This window comes from Phaeovulum sp. (assembly GCF_041596715.1).
Taxonomy (GTDB): Bacteria; Pseudomonadota; Alphaproteobacteria; order Rhodobacterales; family Rhodobacteraceae; genus UBA6213.
Genome location: NZ_JBFHIA010000066.1, coordinates 1 through 13,238, shown reverse-complemented (window position 1 = coordinate 13,238; position 13,238 = coordinate 1). Strand labels below are relative to the sequence as shown.

Sequence of the window (13,238 nt, the reverse complement as noted above, 5' to 3'; positions counted from 1 at the left end):
TTGATGCTGATGCACCGCGATGGCCGCCGCTGGCGCGAGATCCGCGAATGATGTTGATCGAATACCCCGACCGCGACCTGATGGCGTTGGCGCTGGCCGACCGGATCGCATCCGAACTGGCGCAGGCGCTGCGCAGCGCGGGGCACGCCTCGCTTTGCGTGCCGGGGGGCAGCACGCCGGGGCCGGTGTTCGATCTGCTATCGGGGGCAGACCTCGATTGGGCCAATGTCACGGTGTTTCTGGGCGATGAACGCTGGGTGCCGGAAAGCTCGCCCCGCTCCAACACCGCGCAGTTGCGTGCGCGTCTGTTGCAAGGGCGCGCTGCGGCGGCGCGTCTGCTGCCGCTCTACGCCGATGTGCCAGAGCCAGAGCCTGCACTGGCGAGCTTGGGCAAGGCGATCGCGCCACACCTGCCGATCAGCGTGCTTTTGCTGGGAATGGGTGAAGATATGCACACCGCCAGCCTTTTCCCCGGGGCCGAGGGATTGGCCGCAGCACTTGCCCCCGATGCGCCAACGCTGGTTGCGCTGCGCGCCCCCGACGTGCCCGAGCCGCGCATCAGCCTAAGCGGGCCGGTGCTGGCCGACGCGTTGAAAACGCATGTTCTTATCACTGGCGCGGCCAAGCGCGCCGCAGTTCTGCGCGCCGAGACGCTTTCCCCGCGCGAGGCGCCGATCCGAGTAGTGCTGAACCATGCCACTATCCATTGGGCCGAGTGAATGACCATCTGGAACGCGCTTTCGCGCCATGCCACCGCCACCGCAAGCCGCCCGATCCTGACGCTGTTTGACGATCCGAAACGCGCCGCCGATTTTTCGATCGAAGCCTGCAATTTTCTGTTCGATTATTCAAAGACCGCGATCGATAGCGAAGCGCGCGCATTGCTGCTGCAACTTGCCGAAGACTCAGGCGTGGCGGCGCGGCGCGAGGCGATGTTTGCCGGCCAACCGATCAACGAAACCGAAGACCGCGCGGTTCTGCATACAGCCCTTCGCGCCACGCAAGATCAGCTGATAGTCGATGGCCGAGACGTGCTGGAAGGCGTGCGCGCCACTCGCGCGCGGATGGCGGCCTTTGCCCGCGATCTGCGTGAGGGCCGCTTTCAGGGGCAGGGCGGGGCGATTAGCGATGTGGTCAACATCGGCATCGGCGGCTCTGACCTTGGGCCCGCGATGGCGACCTTGGCGCTGGCACCCTATCACACCGGGCCGCGCTGCCATTTCGTCTCGAATGTCGATGGTGCGCATGTGCATGACGTGCTGGCACCGCTGAACCCTGAAACGACGCTGATCATCGTGGCGTCGAAAACCTTTACTACCGCTGAAACCATGGCCAATGCCGCCAGCGCGCGCGCCTGGATGGCGCGGCGCGTGGCGGACCCCGTTGCGCAGTTTGCCGCCGTTTCAAGTGCGCCAGAACGCACCGCCGCCTTTGGCATCGCGCCCGAGCGGGTGTTTGGCTTTGAAGACTGGGTAGGGGGGCGCTATTCGCTATGGGGGCCGGTTGGGTTGCCGCTGATGCTGGCAATTGGCCCCACGCATTTCGAGGCGATGTTGGCCGGGGCCGCCGAAATGGATGCCCATTTCCGCACCGCACCTTTCGCGCGCAATCTGCCGGTGATGCTGGCGCTAGTCGGCATCTGGCACAATCAGATTCAGGGCCATGCCACGCGCGCCGTGCTGCCCTACGATCAGCGCCTAAGCCGTTTGCCCGCCTATCTTCAGCAGTTGGAGATGGAAAGCAACGGCAAGCGCGTGGCCATGGATGGCAGCGATTTGACGCGCAATTCCGGCCCCGTCGTCTGGGGCGAGCCCGGCACCAACGGCCAGCACGCCTTTTACCAGCTGATCCATCAAGGCACCCGGATCGTGCCTTGCGAGTTCATGCTGGCAGCCGAAGGCCACGAGCCTGAGCTTGACCACCAGCATCGCGCGCTGGCCGCCAATTGCCTTGCGCAGTCCGAGGCGCTGCTGCGTGGCCGCAATCTTGAGGCCGCGCGCGCGCTGATGGCGGCGCGCGGGCTGACGGGGGCAGAGTTGGAGCGGCAGGCGCGCCACCGCGTCTTTCCGGGTAACCGCCCCTCGACCACGCTGCTTTACCCGCGCCTCACACCCTTCGTGCTGGGCGGCATCCTTGCGCTTTACGAGCACCGGGTTTTTGTCGAAGGGGTGATCCTTGGGATCAACAGCTTCGACCAATGGGGGGTGGAACTGGGCAAAGAGCTTGCGCTGAACCTCGCCCCCCTGCTGGAAGGCGGCGATGCGGGCACCGAGCACGACGGCTCGACCCTTGCACTTGCCACGCTGTTTCGCAGGCTGCGCGAACACTAGGCCCGCAGCCCGCGCCCGGACGCGCGGTCAGCGCGTCTCGCGCGGGCGCAGCAGCAGCCAGATCAGCGCGGCCCCGGCCAGCACCAGAAACGGCAACATCGCCAGATTGACTGCCTGCCAGCCCGCCTCGGCATTACCCGAAGCGGTGCAGTTCATCAGGCTGCCCGATGAGAGCGAGGCCACGAACACCCCGCCAAACACGATAAAGTCGTTCATGCCCTGCACCCGGCCACGCTCTTCAGGGCGATAGGCCGATGTCAGCATTGCGGTGGCACCGATGAAGGAAAAGTTCCAACCCACACCCAAAAGCACCAGCGCGATATAAAACTGCTCCAACTCGACCCCGCTAAGCGCCACCGCGCCGGATGCTGCGAGAATCAACAGGCCAGCCCCGACGATCATCTCGCGGCCGAATCGCGCGATCAGGTGACCGGTAAAGAAGGCGGGCAGATACATTGCCAGCACATGCGCCGAAACGATATTGGCGGCATCGCCCTGCTCGTAGCCGCACCCCATCACCGCCAAAGGTGTCGAGGTCATCACCAGATTCATCAGCGCGTAGCCAACCATGCCGCAGACCATCGCCACCGCGATCACAGGGTCGCGTAAAAGCTCCATCCGGCTGCGACCGCGCGCAATCGTGCCCTTGGCCACCCGGTGCGCCTGCGGCGAATGCAGAAAGACGAACAAGAGCGGCCCCAAAAGGTTCAGCAACACGATCGCAAGATAGGTGACCATGAAGGGCACCACATGGGCCTCGGCTGTAAGCTTGGTCAGTTGCGGGCCGATCAGCGCCGCGGCAAGCCCGCCCCCCATCACATAGGAAATGGCCTTCGGCGCAAACTCGGGCGACACGCCATCAGTTGCGGCAAAGCGATAAAAACCCTGCGCCGACATATAGATGCCTGATAGAAATGAGCCGAGCATGAATAGCGGGAAGGAATGTATGTAAAGCGCGCGCGCGGCCAGCCCCGCACCGGTCGCCCCGGCAATCGTGGCAAGAAAGAAGCCGGCACGTCGGCCATAACGCTGCATGAAAGCGCTGAGAGGCTGCGCGGTCAGCAACGAGCCCAGGATGATCAGCGACAGCGGCAGCGTTGCCCAGCATGGGTTCGGTGAAAGCTGCTGTCCGGCAAGGCCGCCGACGATAAAGATCATCGACATTTGCGAACCAAGCAGCGCTTGCGCCAGCACCAGAACCACCACGTTTCGGCGGGCCTGCGCGGCGGTAATCAGGGAGGCGGAACTGTCCATCGCCAAGCCCTAACGCGGCGCGCAGCAAAGGGAAAGGGGCTGGCGGCACGCCGCACGTTACGGCACACTGCGCCAATGCCCGGCGTGATCCTGACCAGCGAAACCCAGATGGCCGATGCCGCCGCCGAACTGGCGGCGCGCGAGGTGGTTTTTGCGCGGGTTTTGCCCGCGCTCGGCCCGCTGCCGCTGCGAAGGGTGGACGATGGCTTTCTGGCCTTGCGTGATTCGATCATTGGCCAGCAGGTTTCTGTCGCCTCGGCGCGCGCTATTCGGGCGCGGCTCGATTCTGCCGGGTACGCGCTGCAAGACGCGGTGGCGGAGGCTGGCGATGACGCATTGCGGGCCTGCGGGCTATCGCGGCAAAAGATCCGCTACCTTTCAGCACTTGCGCGCGCGCGGCTTGATTATGCCGCGCTGCGCGAAATGCCCAACGAGGCGGTGATCGCAACTTTGGTCGAACTGCCCGGCATCGGGCGATGGACCGCCGAGATGTATCTGATGTTTGCACTTGGGCGCGCGGATGTCTTTGCGCCCGACGATCTGGCGCTGGCAGAGGCGGCGCGAATGCTGTTCGACCTGCCCGAAAGGCCGCGCCCCAAGCCCTTCGCGGCGATGGCCGAGCCTTGGGCACCTTGGCGCGCGGTTGCGGCGCGACTGCTCTGGGCCTATTACGCGCAGATGAAACGCCGCGAGGGGGTAGGATGACACGCAAGCTAGTGGCCGGGCGGCGCGCGCCAAAATCGGGCGTGGTCAAATCTGCGGTGGTGTTTCTGCACGGCTACGGGGCCGATGGCGCAGACCTTTTGGGTTTGGCAGACCCGCTGGCACCGCATCTGCCAGATACGCTGTTTGTCGCCCCCGATGCGCCAGAGCCTTGCGCGGGCAACCCGTTTGGGCGGCAATGGTTTCCGATACCGCGGCTGGACGGTTCGTCAGAGGCGGATTCGAATGCCGGATTTGATTTGGCAAGCAAAGACTTGCAGGCGTTTCTTGATGCGCTGCTGGCAGAGACGCGCCTGCCGCCTTCCAAATTGGCGCTGTTCGGGTTTTCGCAGGGCTCAATGATGGCGCTGCAAGTGGCTCCACGGCGTGCCGAGGCGCTGGCCGGGGTTGTGGCCTTTTCGGGAAGATTGCTGCGGCCAGAGCGTCTGGCGGGCGAAGCGCAGGTCAAGCCGCCTGTCATATTGCTGCACGGGGATGCCGACCCGATGGTGGACTTTGCCGAAATGGGGCGGGCGGGCGACGCGTTGGTGGCTGCGGGGTTTGATACCTATGCCCACGTCATGCGCGGCACCGGCCACGGTATCGCCCCAGACGGTTTGAGCGTGGCGCTGGCTTTTTTGCGCGAACGGCTGGGCTAAGCAGTCTGGCGTAACTCTACTGTCACGAATGGGTGTAAGGTTAGTGCTGCGAATGCTTGCCGCTTGCCCCCGCCAAGCCGCAAGATATAGTAGGCGCAAGGGCGGCGCGCGCCGCCCGAACGTCAGGTCAGGCAAGGATCATGAAAGACCTCGCAGAGCACCAGACAAGCCAAGCGTTTCGCACGACTTTCGTGCGCGAACCTGCCGCGCTGAAACATTACCCGGCGTTGGTGCTGAACGCCGATTTCCGCCCCTTGAGCTACTACCCGCTTTCGCTTTGGCCGTGGCAAGAGGCGATCAAGGCGGTGTTTGCCGACCGGGTGACGATATTGGCGGAGTATGACGCCGAGGTGCGAAGTCAGCGCATGGCGCTGCGCATCCCATCGGTGGTCGTGCTGAAAGACTATGTGAAACCCCAGAAGCGCGTGGCATTCACGCGCTTCAATCTTTTTCTGCGCGACGAGTTTCGCTGCCAGTACTGCGGTGCGCAAAGTGATCTGACCTTCGACCATGTCGTGCCGCGCTCGCGCGGTGGCGTGACGACATGGGAAAACGTTGTCGCCGCCTGCGCGCCCTGCAATCTGCGCAAGGCCAACAAGTCGCTCAAGCAAGCCGGGATGAGCCTTTTTGCAGCCCCGCGCGCCCCCGATGCCGAGCACATGAACGCCATGGGGCGGCGCTTTCCACCGGGCCATTTGCACGACAGCTGGCTCGATTTCCTCTACTGGGATGCGGAACTCGAGGCGTAAGGCGCCTCCGGCGGGGATATTTGGCCTGAAGCAGTATCAGAGCCGCGCCAGAGTGGTGGCAAGCTCGCCGTAGCCTGTGAAGCGGCGCTCGTAGGCCAACCCGAGGCGTTGGGCGGCGTTGCGGGCGGCGGCATCAAGTGCGGGGTCGTCGGTTTGCGCCTGATAGATCAGCCGGTCGTAATTGCCGAAATAGGTGTCGCGCAGGCTGGGGTATCGGTCGAGCCCCATCGGGCGCCAGACGAAGGCATCGAACTGGCGCACCAGAAAATCGGTCAGGTAGAAGGCGCGAAACTCGTCTTCGGCTTTGGCCGCAAAGACTTCGTTGCCTTCGTAAAAAGCATAGCAATGCGGCCCCGCCACCATTTCGACGCCAAGTTCGGCGCAGCGCGCAGCAAGCTGGCCGCCGGTGCCACAATCGGCATAGACCACAAAAACGCTGTCATAGGCGGCGCGATGTTCGGCCACAGCGGCGGATACGGCCTCGGTGATACGCTCGGGGCGCAGGTGCAGGTTGGCGGGCAGGCAGGTCAGATCGAGGTGATCCCAGCCATTGGCCGCCTTCAGCGCAAGGATTTCGCGCGCAAGCGCGCCGCAGGCGATCAGGAGCACGCGCCCATGATGCGCAGGCGGTAGGCCCGCCTCGCTCAACTCCGCATCGCTAAGCGTCATTCAACCGGCGCCAGCAGCCGCACAAGCGCCGCACCGACCAAGGCCACGAGCGCAAGAACCGCCACCGGCACGCCTGCCGAGGTGGCAAACCAAAGCGTTGCGGCCGCGGCGGCGATGACCAGTGCGAGCAGGATCAGAAAATGGGGCAGGGGCATGGCAGACCTCCGTTCCCTTCAATATGGCGCGTGTTCGCACCGGTTCCAAGGGGAAACAGCAACGTTATCAGGCGCTCAAGGCGTTGTGTTTGCGCAAGATGAAAGATTTCGCGGTTTCCACGGCAACGGCGGCATCGCGGCAATAGGCATCGGCACCGATGGCACGGCCAAACTCTTCGTTCAGCGGCGCGCCGCCGACCAGCACGATGTAGTTTTCGCGCATGCCGCGTTCCTTCAGCGTGTCGATCACGACCTTCATGTAGGGCATGGTGGTGGTCAGCAGCGCCGACATCCCGAGAATGTCGGCACCTTCGCGCTCGAGCGCGTCGAGGTATTTTTCGACCGCGTTGTTGATGCCCAGATCAACCACTTCAAAGCCCGCGCCCTCCATCATCATCGCCACAAGGTTCTTGCCGATGTCGTGGATGTCGCCCTTGACGGTGCCGATCACCATCTTGCCCATGCGCGGTGCGCCGGTTGCGATCAGAAGCGGCTTCAGAATCGCCATGCCGCCCTTCATGGCGTTGGCGGCCAGCAGCACTTCGGGCACGAACAGGATGCCGTCGCGGAAGTCTGCGCCGACAATGGTCATCCCCGCTACCAATGCGCGCGTCAACACGTCATAAGGGGTCCAGCCGCGCTCGAGCAGAATGTTCACGCCCTCTTCGATCTCTTCCTTGAGCCCGTCGTATAGGTCGTCGTGCATTTGCAGCACGAGTTCATCGTCGCTGAGCTCGGAAAGGATGATGTCATCGTCGGCCATGCTGGCACTCCTCGCGGTCGTTCACATCGGTATTGCGTCAAAGTTACTGCGTCACTTGGCAATTTGCGACATCGGCGGTGCGGGGACCGACGCGTGCCTCTGCTTGCCTTGGCCCCGATATCCGTGCCGGGGCCGTCTTTCAGCTGCGCCGCCGCCCGCGGCGTTCACGCGCTGGGCCCTCGTCATCGCCGGTGCCGTCGGAGGCGGAGGAAAAGCCACCAAGTCGCGCGGCGATATCTTCGACGGTCGGGCGCGGCCCGCGCGGGCGGTTTTCAAGCGCCTCGCGCATTGCCTTAAGGTGCATCGGCATGGTGCCGCAGCAGCCGCCGATGATGCGCGCGCCCGCATCGCGCGCAAGCACCGCGTATTCGGCCATCAGTTCGGGCGTGCCATCATAGTGGATATGGCCCTCGTGATATTTCGGTATGCCAGCGTTGCCCTTTGAGATGATCGGCCGCTCGGTGCCTGCGGCGACAAAACCAAGGATCGTGCGCATCAGGTCCGAGGCGCCGACGCCGCAGTTGGCACCAAAGGCGATCGGCGGGTTGGGCAGTTTTTCCACCAGCGCCGCCAGTTGCGCCGAGGTGACGCCCATCATCGTGCGCCCGGCGGTATCAAAGCTCATCGTGCCGCACCACGGCATTCCGGCCAGAAGCGCCGCTTCGGCAGCGGCCTTGTATTCCTCGATAGCCGAGATCGTCTCGACCCAGAGCACATCGGCACCACCCGCCTTCAGCCCTTCGGCCTGTTCGTGGAACATCTCGACCGCAAGTTCGTGTGTCAGCGTGCCCATCGGTGCGAAGATATCGCCGGTGGGGCCAATGGAGCCGGCCACGACCACCGGGCGGCCTGCGGCATCGGCGACCTCGCGCCCTAGAGTGGCGGCGAGGCGGTTCAACTCGTGCACGCGCGATTGGGCGTTGTGCAGTTTGAGGCGGCTTGCGTTGCCGCCAAAGGTATTGGTGAGGAATATGTCAGAACCCGCTTCCACCGCCATGCGGTAGAGATTGCGGATCTTGTCAGGTTGATCGGCGTTCCAAAGCTCGGGCGCGTCGCCCGAGGCAAGCCCCATGTTGAACAGGTTGGTGCCGGTCGCACCGTCGGCCATCAGCCAATCACGGTTTGCCAGAAGCCGGGTCAGTGCGTCACTCATAAGGGACCTTCCTTCACTTCGGTGGCGCGGCTGTTCACCGCGCGACCTTGGGCAGAGCCATGCCACGACAAGCGCCGCTTGGCAATTTCCAAGTGCTCAGGCTCAACATGAGGCGGGCGCATGTATGCCCATTTTGAAGCGGCAGATCAGAGTTCGTCTACGATCTGCTTTTTCGCCACAGCTTTCAGCTCGGACATCTTGGCGCGGATTGTCTGTTCGTCGGCAAGATCGCCAAGGTCGGCGGCAAGCTTGCGATAAACATCCTCGTCGCCCGCTTCTTCAAAGTCGGAGGCGACAACTTCTTTTGCATAGGCCGCAGCTTCGGCCTCGGCCTTGCCCATCAGGCCCGCAGCCCAGAGGCCGAGCAGTTTGTTGCGCCGTGCCTCGGCCTTGAACTGAAGTTGCGCATCATGTGCGAACTTGGCTTCGTAGGCGTTCTCGCGGTCGTCGAAAGTGGTCATGGCGGCCCCCGGTTCTCAGAAGGTTGCTGTTGGTTCACATATGCCCACGCGTGGGCGCAACCGCAAGCCCCGCCGAGCCGCTATCGGCGTGGCCCTTTGCCTTGCGGCCTTCTCTGCCTTGGCCTATAGCGGCGCTGGGGCAGGCCGCCCCGCCGCCCCCTTGTGGGCTTCGAGCGATGGGAGAGCAGATGGCACCGCGGCGCAAGAAGATTTACGAAGGCAAAGCGAAGATCCTCTATGAAGGCCCCGAGCCGGGCACGCTGATCCAGTATTTCAAAGATGATGCCACGGCCTTCAACGCGCAGAAGAAGGCGGTGTTCGATGGCAAGGGCGTGCTGAACAACCGACTCAGCGAGTTTTTCATGACCGGTCTGGGCAATGTGGGCGTGCCGACGCATTTCATCCGCACGCTGAACATGCGCGAGCAACTGATCCGTCAGGTCGAGATCATTCCGCTGGAAGTGATCGTGCGCAATTTCGCTGCTGGCTCGATTGCCAAGCGGCTGGGACTGGAAGAAGGCACAGCACTGCCGCGCCCGATCGTGGAATACAGCTACAAGAACGACGCGCTCGGCGATCCGATGGTGAGCGAAGAATATATCGTCGCCTTCGGCTGGGCCAATCAGCAAGACCTTGACGACATCGTGGCGCTGGCGCTGCGGGTGAACGATTTCCTCTCTGGCGTGTTCTACGCGGTCGGGATCAAACTGGTCGATTTCAAGATCGAGATTGGCCGCGTCTGGGATGGCGACTTCATGCGCCTGATCGTGGCCGACGAGATCAGCCCCGACAGCTGCCGCCTTTGGGATGTGAAGACCGGCCAGAAACTTGATAAAGACGTGTTCCGCCGCGATCTTGGCAGTCTGACCGACGCCTATACCGAAGTGGCGCGGCGTTTGGGGGTTTTGCCCACCAACGCTACCGTGATGACCAAGCCGACGCTGATCAACTGAAGGGGCAGGCGATGAAGGCACGCGTGCATGTGATGCTTAAGGATGCCGTACTCGACCCGCAGGGCGAGGCGGTGCGCCACGCGCTGGCGACACTCGGGTTTGGCGGGGTCGAACGGGTGCGGCAGGGCAAGGTGATCGACCTTGATCTGACCACCACCGATCGCGCCGCCGCCGAGGCGGAACTGCGCGCGATGTGCGAAAAGCTCTTGGCCAATACCGTGATCGAGAAATACGACATCGAGTTTGTCTGATGCGCGCCGCCGTTCTGACTGCCTATCGCGCGCCGCTCAGCCTCGAAACCCTGCCCGATCCCGATTGTCCTGCGGATGGCGTTGTGCTGCGAGTACTGGCCTGCGGCATATGCCGCTCTGACTGGCATTCGTGGTGCGGGTCTGACCCCGATGTGCAGTTACCGCATGTGCCGGGGCACGAATATTGCGGCGTCGTGGAAGAGGTTGGGGCAGGCGTCACGCGCTGGAAGCGCGGCGACCGGGTGATTGCGCCCTTCATTCTTGCATGTGGCCAATGCCCCGCCTGCGCGGCCGGGCATCAGACCACCTGCCCGACGCAAATCATTCCCGGCTTCACGCAAGCGGGGGCTTTTGCCGAACGCATTGCGGTGCCGCGTGCGGATGCGAACCTCTCGATTCTGCCCGAGGGGATGGACCCCGCGCTTGCTGCCTCGCTCGGCTGCCGTGTCACGACCGCTTGGCACGCGCTGACAGACCGCGCGGCACTGGCGCCCGGCGAATGGCTGGCGGTGTTTGGCACTGGCGGGGTAGGGCTTGCGGCAATGCTTCTGGGCAGGGCTTTGGGCGCGCGGGTGGCGATGGTGGATGTGGTGGGCGAAAAGCTGGCACATGCCAAAAGCCTTGGGGCCGACGCGGTGTTCAACGCCGCCGAAGTAGATGCGCCCGCTGCGATTCGGTCGCTGACCGGGGGTGGCGCGGATGTTGCCATCGAGGCGCTGGGGATCGAGGCTACCACGGTTGGCGCGCTCAGATCGCTGCGCAAGCTGGGCCGCATGGTGCAGATCGGCATGCCCGCGGGCGAGCATGTGACGATGCGGATTCCGATGGATGCGGTCTATTCCGGCCAGCTTGCGCTATTTGGCACGCGCGGTATGCCCGCTTGGCGTTACCCGAGCCTCTTGAACCTGATCGCGGCAGGTCATGTGGATCTGGCACCGATGATCGCGCGGCGGGTGCGCCTGTCGGATGCGAGTGCCGAGCTTGCGGCCTTTGACCACCCCGCGCCACCCGGCGTGGCGGTCATAACCGATTTTAGCGCCTGATCTGCCGGTGACAGCGGCGCGGGCGATAGGGTATCAAGCGGCAAGGACCAGCCGCAAACGAAGCGAGGAACGCCGATGAAAGCTGCCGTCATCACCTTTCCGGGGTCGAACTGCGACCGTGATCTGGAACGCGGCTTTGCCATGGCGGGGGCAGAGGTGGTGCGGGTATGGCACAAAGAGCCAGAGCTGCCCGCAGGCACCGACATCGTTGGTGTGCCGGGCGGGTTTTCCTATGGCGATTACCTGCGCTGCGGTGCCATCGCGGCGCAAAGCCCGGTGGCGCGCGCGATTGCTGCGCATGCGGGGCGCGGCGGCTATGTGCTTGGCATCTGCAACGGCTTTCAAGTTCTGACCGAAATGCGGCTTTTGCCGGGTGCGCTGATGCGTAACGCGGGGCTGAAGTTCATCTGCAAGCCGGTGACCCTGCGTGTGGCGAGCACGGACAGCGTTTACACCTCGGGCTATGCCAAAGACGCCGAAGTCGTCTTTCCGGTCGCGCACCACGATGGCAACTATACGATCGACGCCGAAGGGCTGGCGCAGTTGCAGGCAGAGGACCGGGTGGCGTTTCGCTATGCGGACAACCCGAACGGCTCGGTTGACGATATCGCGGGCGTGCTGAGTGCTAACCGCCGCGTTCTGGGTCTGATGCCGCACCCCGAGCGGGCGATGGAGCCTGCACAGGGCGGGACAGACGGATCGGCATTGTTCCGCGCGTTGGCCGAGGTGCTGGCGCGGGCCTGAGCCTTTGGCTTGAGGCGCGAGGCAAGCTCACCTAAGTTAGTCACATGCCGCAGCGCCCGCCCATTCCCGATCTCGTGAACCCGGTCGAGGCCGAGGCGGTGACCTCACGTGCGATGCTGTTGCGGCTGGTGGTGGCGGCGATTCTGCTGACCGCCGGTGCGGTGATCTGGGCAACCAACGTGTGGCTATCGGAACGCTTTACCGAAACCACGCGGGTGCGCGCCGATTTGCGGCTTGCGCTATATTCGGGCAACCTGATGTCAGAGTTGCAGCGCACCTCGGTGGTGCCGCTGCTTTTGGCGCGCGACCCGGCATTGCTGGATGCGTTGGCGAAAGGCGAGTTCTCGCTGACATCGGCGCGGTTGATTTCATCGGCGCGCGAGATTGCGGCGGCCTCTATCCGCTTGCTGGATGCAAGCGGTCGCACGGTTGCCTCGACGAACCGCAACCTGATTGGCACCTCCTACGCCACTGCGGGTTTCTTTGTAGATACGCTACGTTCGCGAGAGACGGTGTTCAGCACCAACGCGCGCGACGGCGGCGCGACCGAGTTTCTGTATTCGCGGGTGCTTCTGGCCGAGGGCAAAGTGGTCGGGGTGATCGTAGTCGAAACCGATCTTGCGAAGTTTGAAAGCAGCTGGGCCGGGATTCTTGACGCGGTGGCGGTGATCAACAGCGAAGGCAAGATCATCCTGTCAACCCAGCCGCGTTGGCGCGGGCAGACGCTTGCAGAGGCGCTTGCCGTAAGCGAAGAGGCAAACGCGTTGCAGCGCGCGCTACAGGTTACCAGCGACTGGGCCGGGGCACCGCCGGACGCCTACCTTTCGGGTGCCGCCGTGATGCGCGCCGATGCGCGCTTGCCGTTTCGTGGCTGGCGGATGGTTTCGTTCACCAGCTACGATTCAGTGCGCCAGCGCGTAAACGCGGTTCTGGCGCTAGAGATCATGGGTTTCGCGGTGTTGATGGCGGGGGTATTTTACCTTCTGTCACGCCGCGCGCGGGTGCAATCGGCGCGGTATCGGCGCGAGTCTGCCGAGCTTAGGGTGCTGAACGCGCGGCTTCTGCGCGAAATCGCTGAGCGTGAGCGGGTGCAAAAAGATCTGGCTGTCGCAGAGCAGACCTTGGCGCAATCGTCCAAACTTGCTGCTTTGGGTGAAATGAGCGCGGCCGTGAGCCACGAGTTGAACCAGCCACTGGCTGCGATGAAAACATATCTTGCCGGGGCGCGCCTGCTGCTGCAACGCAGTCGCACCGAAGAGGCGCTTTCCTCATTTCAGCGTATCGACGATCTGATCGAACGCATGGGCGCGATCACGCGGCAGCTCAAGTCTTACGCAAGGAAGGGCGGGGAA

Annotated in this window: 16 protein-coding genes; 10 read left to right on the top strand and 6 right to left on the bottom strand. The window is 63.7% G+C overall.

Going from position 1 to position 13,238, the window contains the following annotated elements; genetic code table 11:
* Positions 1 to 47 precede the first annotated feature (47 nt).
* Positions 48 to 719 carry a 6-phosphogluconolactonase gene (gene pgl, locus ABY403_RS06485; RefSeq protein WP_372839936.1) on the top strand — a complete coding sequence of 224 codons (672 nt, stop codon included), beginning with the start codon at positions 48 to 50 and terminating at the stop codon, positions 717 to 719.
* Positions 720 to 2,330, top strand: a complete 1,611-nt coding sequence (gene pgi, locus ABY403_RS06480; RefSeq protein WP_372839934.1) for a glucose-6-phosphate isomerase — start codon at positions 720 to 722, stop codon at positions 2,328 to 2,330.
* Between the two features lie 27 nt (positions 2,331 to 2,357).
* On the opposite strand, the gene ABY403_RS06475 is transcribed toward pgi, so the two are convergent.
* Complete coding sequence (locus ABY403_RS06475; RefSeq protein WP_372839933.1) at positions 2,358 to 3,584, bottom strand: MFS transporter; 1,227 nt, start codon at positions 3,582 to 3,584, stop codon at positions 2,358 to 2,360.
* Positions 3,585 to 3,659: 75 nt separating this feature from the next.
* Here ABY403_RS06475 and ABY403_RS06470 point away from each other — a divergent pair, with 75 nt between their 5' ends.
* The 3 genes from ABY403_RS06470 (at position 3,660) to ABY403_RS06460 (ending at position 5,694) form a co-directional block, all read left to right on the top strand.
* On the top strand, positions 3,660 to 4,289 hold the full coding sequence (locus ABY403_RS06470) for a DNA-3-methyladenine glycosylase (protein WP_372839932.1): 630 nt from the start codon (positions 3,660 to 3,662) through the stop codon (positions 4,287 to 4,289).
* Positions 4,286 to 4,945 carry an alpha/beta hydrolase gene (locus tag ABY403_RS06465; RefSeq protein ID WP_372839931.1) on the top strand — a complete coding sequence of 220 codons (660 nt, stop codon included), beginning with the start codon at positions 4,286 to 4,288 and terminating at the stop codon, positions 4,943 to 4,945. The genes ABY403_RS06470 and ABY403_RS06465 overlap by 4 nt, the downstream gene beginning before the upstream one ends.
* A 140-nt stretch (positions 4,946 to 5,085) precedes the next feature.
* Entirely contained in the window at positions 5,086 to 5,694 is a 609-nt protein-coding gene (locus tag ABY403_RS06460; RefSeq protein ID WP_372839930.1) for an HNH endonuclease, read from the top strand.
* A gap of 36 nt (positions 5,695 to 5,730) precedes the next feature.
* On the opposite strand, the gene ABY403_RS06455 is transcribed toward ABY403_RS06460, so the two are convergent.
* The 5 genes from ABY403_RS06455 to ABY403_RS06435 all read right to left on the bottom strand — a co-directional run bounded on the left by ABY403_RS06455 (position 5,731) and on the right by ABY403_RS06435 (position 8,895).
* A complete protein-coding gene (locus tag ABY403_RS06455; protein ID WP_372839929.1) occupies positions 5,731 to 6,363 on the bottom strand; it encodes a DUF1638 domain-containing protein in 633 nt (210 codons plus the stop codon).
* Positions 6,360 to 6,518, bottom strand: a complete 159-nt coding sequence (locus ABY403_RS06450; protein WP_372839928.1) for a hypothetical protein — start codon at positions 6,516 to 6,518, stop codon at positions 6,360 to 6,362. Before ABY403_RS06450 ends, ABY403_RS06455 begins: the two co-directional genes overlap by 4 nt.
* 67 nt (positions 6,519 to 6,585) lie before the next feature.
* Positions 6,586 to 7,281: a corrinoid protein gene (locus ABY403_RS06445; protein ID WP_372839927.1), complete on the bottom strand. Its 696-nt coding sequence runs from the start codon at positions 7,279 to 7,281 to the stop codon at positions 6,586 to 6,588.
* Positions 7,282 to 7,420: 139 nt separating this feature from the next.
* Complete coding sequence (gene bmt, locus ABY403_RS06440; protein ID WP_372839926.1) at positions 7,421 to 8,434, bottom strand: betaine--homocysteine S-methyltransferase; 1,014 nt, start codon at positions 8,432 to 8,434, stop codon at positions 7,421 to 7,423.
* Between the two features lie 146 nt (positions 8,435 to 8,580).
* Entirely contained in the window at positions 8,581 to 8,895 is a 315-nt protein-coding gene (locus ABY403_RS06435; protein ID WP_372839925.1) for a DUF1476 domain-containing protein, read from the bottom strand.
* Positions 8,896 to 9,083: 188 nt separating this feature from the next.
* On the opposite strand from ABY403_RS06435, the gene purC reads away from it, so the two are divergent.
* The 5 genes from purC to ABY403_RS06410 form a co-directional block, all read left to right on the top strand.
* Positions 9,084 to 9,848 (top strand): phosphoribosylaminoimidazolesuccinocarboxamide synthase, encoded by a 765-nt coding sequence (purC, locus tag ABY403_RS06430; RefSeq protein WP_372839924.1) that lies wholly within the window; start codon positions 9,084 to 9,086, stop codon positions 9,846 to 9,848.
* Between the two features lie 11 nt (positions 9,849 to 9,859).
* Positions 9,860 to 10,099 carry a phosphoribosylformylglycinamidine synthase subunit PurS gene (gene purS / locus ABY403_RS06425; protein WP_372839923.1) on the top strand — a complete coding sequence of 80 codons (240 nt, stop codon included), beginning with the start codon at positions 9,860 to 9,862 and terminating at the stop codon, positions 10,097 to 10,099.
* Complete coding sequence (locus tag ABY403_RS06420) at positions 10,099 to 11,142, top strand: zinc-dependent alcohol dehydrogenase family protein (RefSeq protein ID WP_372839922.1); 1,044 nt, start codon at positions 10,099 to 10,101, stop codon at positions 11,140 to 11,142. The genes purS and ABY403_RS06420 overlap by 1 nt, the downstream gene beginning before the upstream one ends.
* Positions 11,143 to 11,217: 75 nt before the next feature.
* Positions 11,218 to 11,886, top strand: coding sequence for a phosphoribosylformylglycinamidine synthase subunit PurQ (gene purQ, locus ABY403_RS06415; protein ID WP_372839921.1), 669 nt, complete (start codon positions 11,218 to 11,220; stop codon positions 11,884 to 11,886).
* Positions 11,887 to 11,999: 113 nt separating this feature from the next.
* On the top strand, positions 12,000 to 13,238 hold a 1,239-nt coding region (locus ABY403_RS06410; RefSeq protein WP_372839935.1), incomplete at its 3' end, for a histidine kinase dimerization/phospho-acceptor domain-containing protein.

Coding starts and splice junctions, on each gene's coding strand:
- pgl (WP_372839936.1), top strand. CDS start 48: ATGATGTTGATCGAATACCCCGACCGCGACCTGATGGCGTTGGCGCTG.
- pgi (WP_372839934.1), top strand. CDS start 720: ATGACCATCTGGAACGCGCTTTCGCGCCATGCCACCGCCACCGCAAGC.
- ABY403_RS06475 (WP_372839933.1), bottom strand. CDS start 3,584: ATGGACAGTTCCGCCTCCCTGATTACCGCCGCGCAGGCCCGCCGAAAC.
- ABY403_RS06470 (WP_372839932.1), top strand. CDS start 3,660: ATGCCCGGCGTGATCCTGACCAGCGAAACCCAGATGGCCGATGCCGCC.
- ABY403_RS06465 (WP_372839931.1), top strand. CDS start 4,286: ATGACACGCAAGCTAGTGGCCGGGCGGCGCGCGCCAAAATCGGGCGTG.
- ABY403_RS06460 (WP_372839930.1), top strand. CDS start 5,086: ATGAAAGACCTCGCAGAGCACCAGACAAGCCAAGCGTTTCGCACGACT.
- ABY403_RS06455 (WP_372839929.1), bottom strand. CDS start 6,363: ATGACGCTTAGCGATGCGGAGTTGAGCGAGGCGGGCCTACCGCCTGCG.
- ABY403_RS06450 (WP_372839928.1), bottom strand. CDS start 6,518: ATGCCCCTGCCCCATTTTCTGATCCTGCTCGCACTGGTCATCGCCGCC.
- ABY403_RS06445 (WP_372839927.1), bottom strand. CDS start 7,281: ATGGCCGACGATGACATCATCCTTTCCGAGCTCAGCGACGATGAACTC.
- bmt (WP_372839926.1), bottom strand. CDS start 8,434: ATGAGTGACGCACTGACCCGGCTTCTGGCAAACCGTGATTGGCTGATG.
- ABY403_RS06435 (WP_372839925.1), bottom strand. CDS start 8,895: ATGACCACTTTCGACGACCGCGAGAACGCCTACGAAGCCAAGTTCGCA.
- purC (WP_372839924.1), top strand. CDS start 9,084: ATGGCACCGCGGCGCAAGAAGATTTACGAAGGCAAAGCGAAGATCCTC.
- purS (WP_372839923.1), top strand. CDS start 9,860: ATGAAGGCACGCGTGCATGTGATGCTTAAGGATGCCGTACTCGACCCG.
- ABY403_RS06420 (WP_372839922.1), top strand. CDS start 10,099: ATGCGCGCCGCCGTTCTGACTGCCTATCGCGCGCCGCTCAGCCTCGAA.
- purQ (WP_372839921.1), top strand. CDS start 11,218: ATGAAAGCTGCCGTCATCACCTTTCCGGGGTCGAACTGCGACCGTGAT.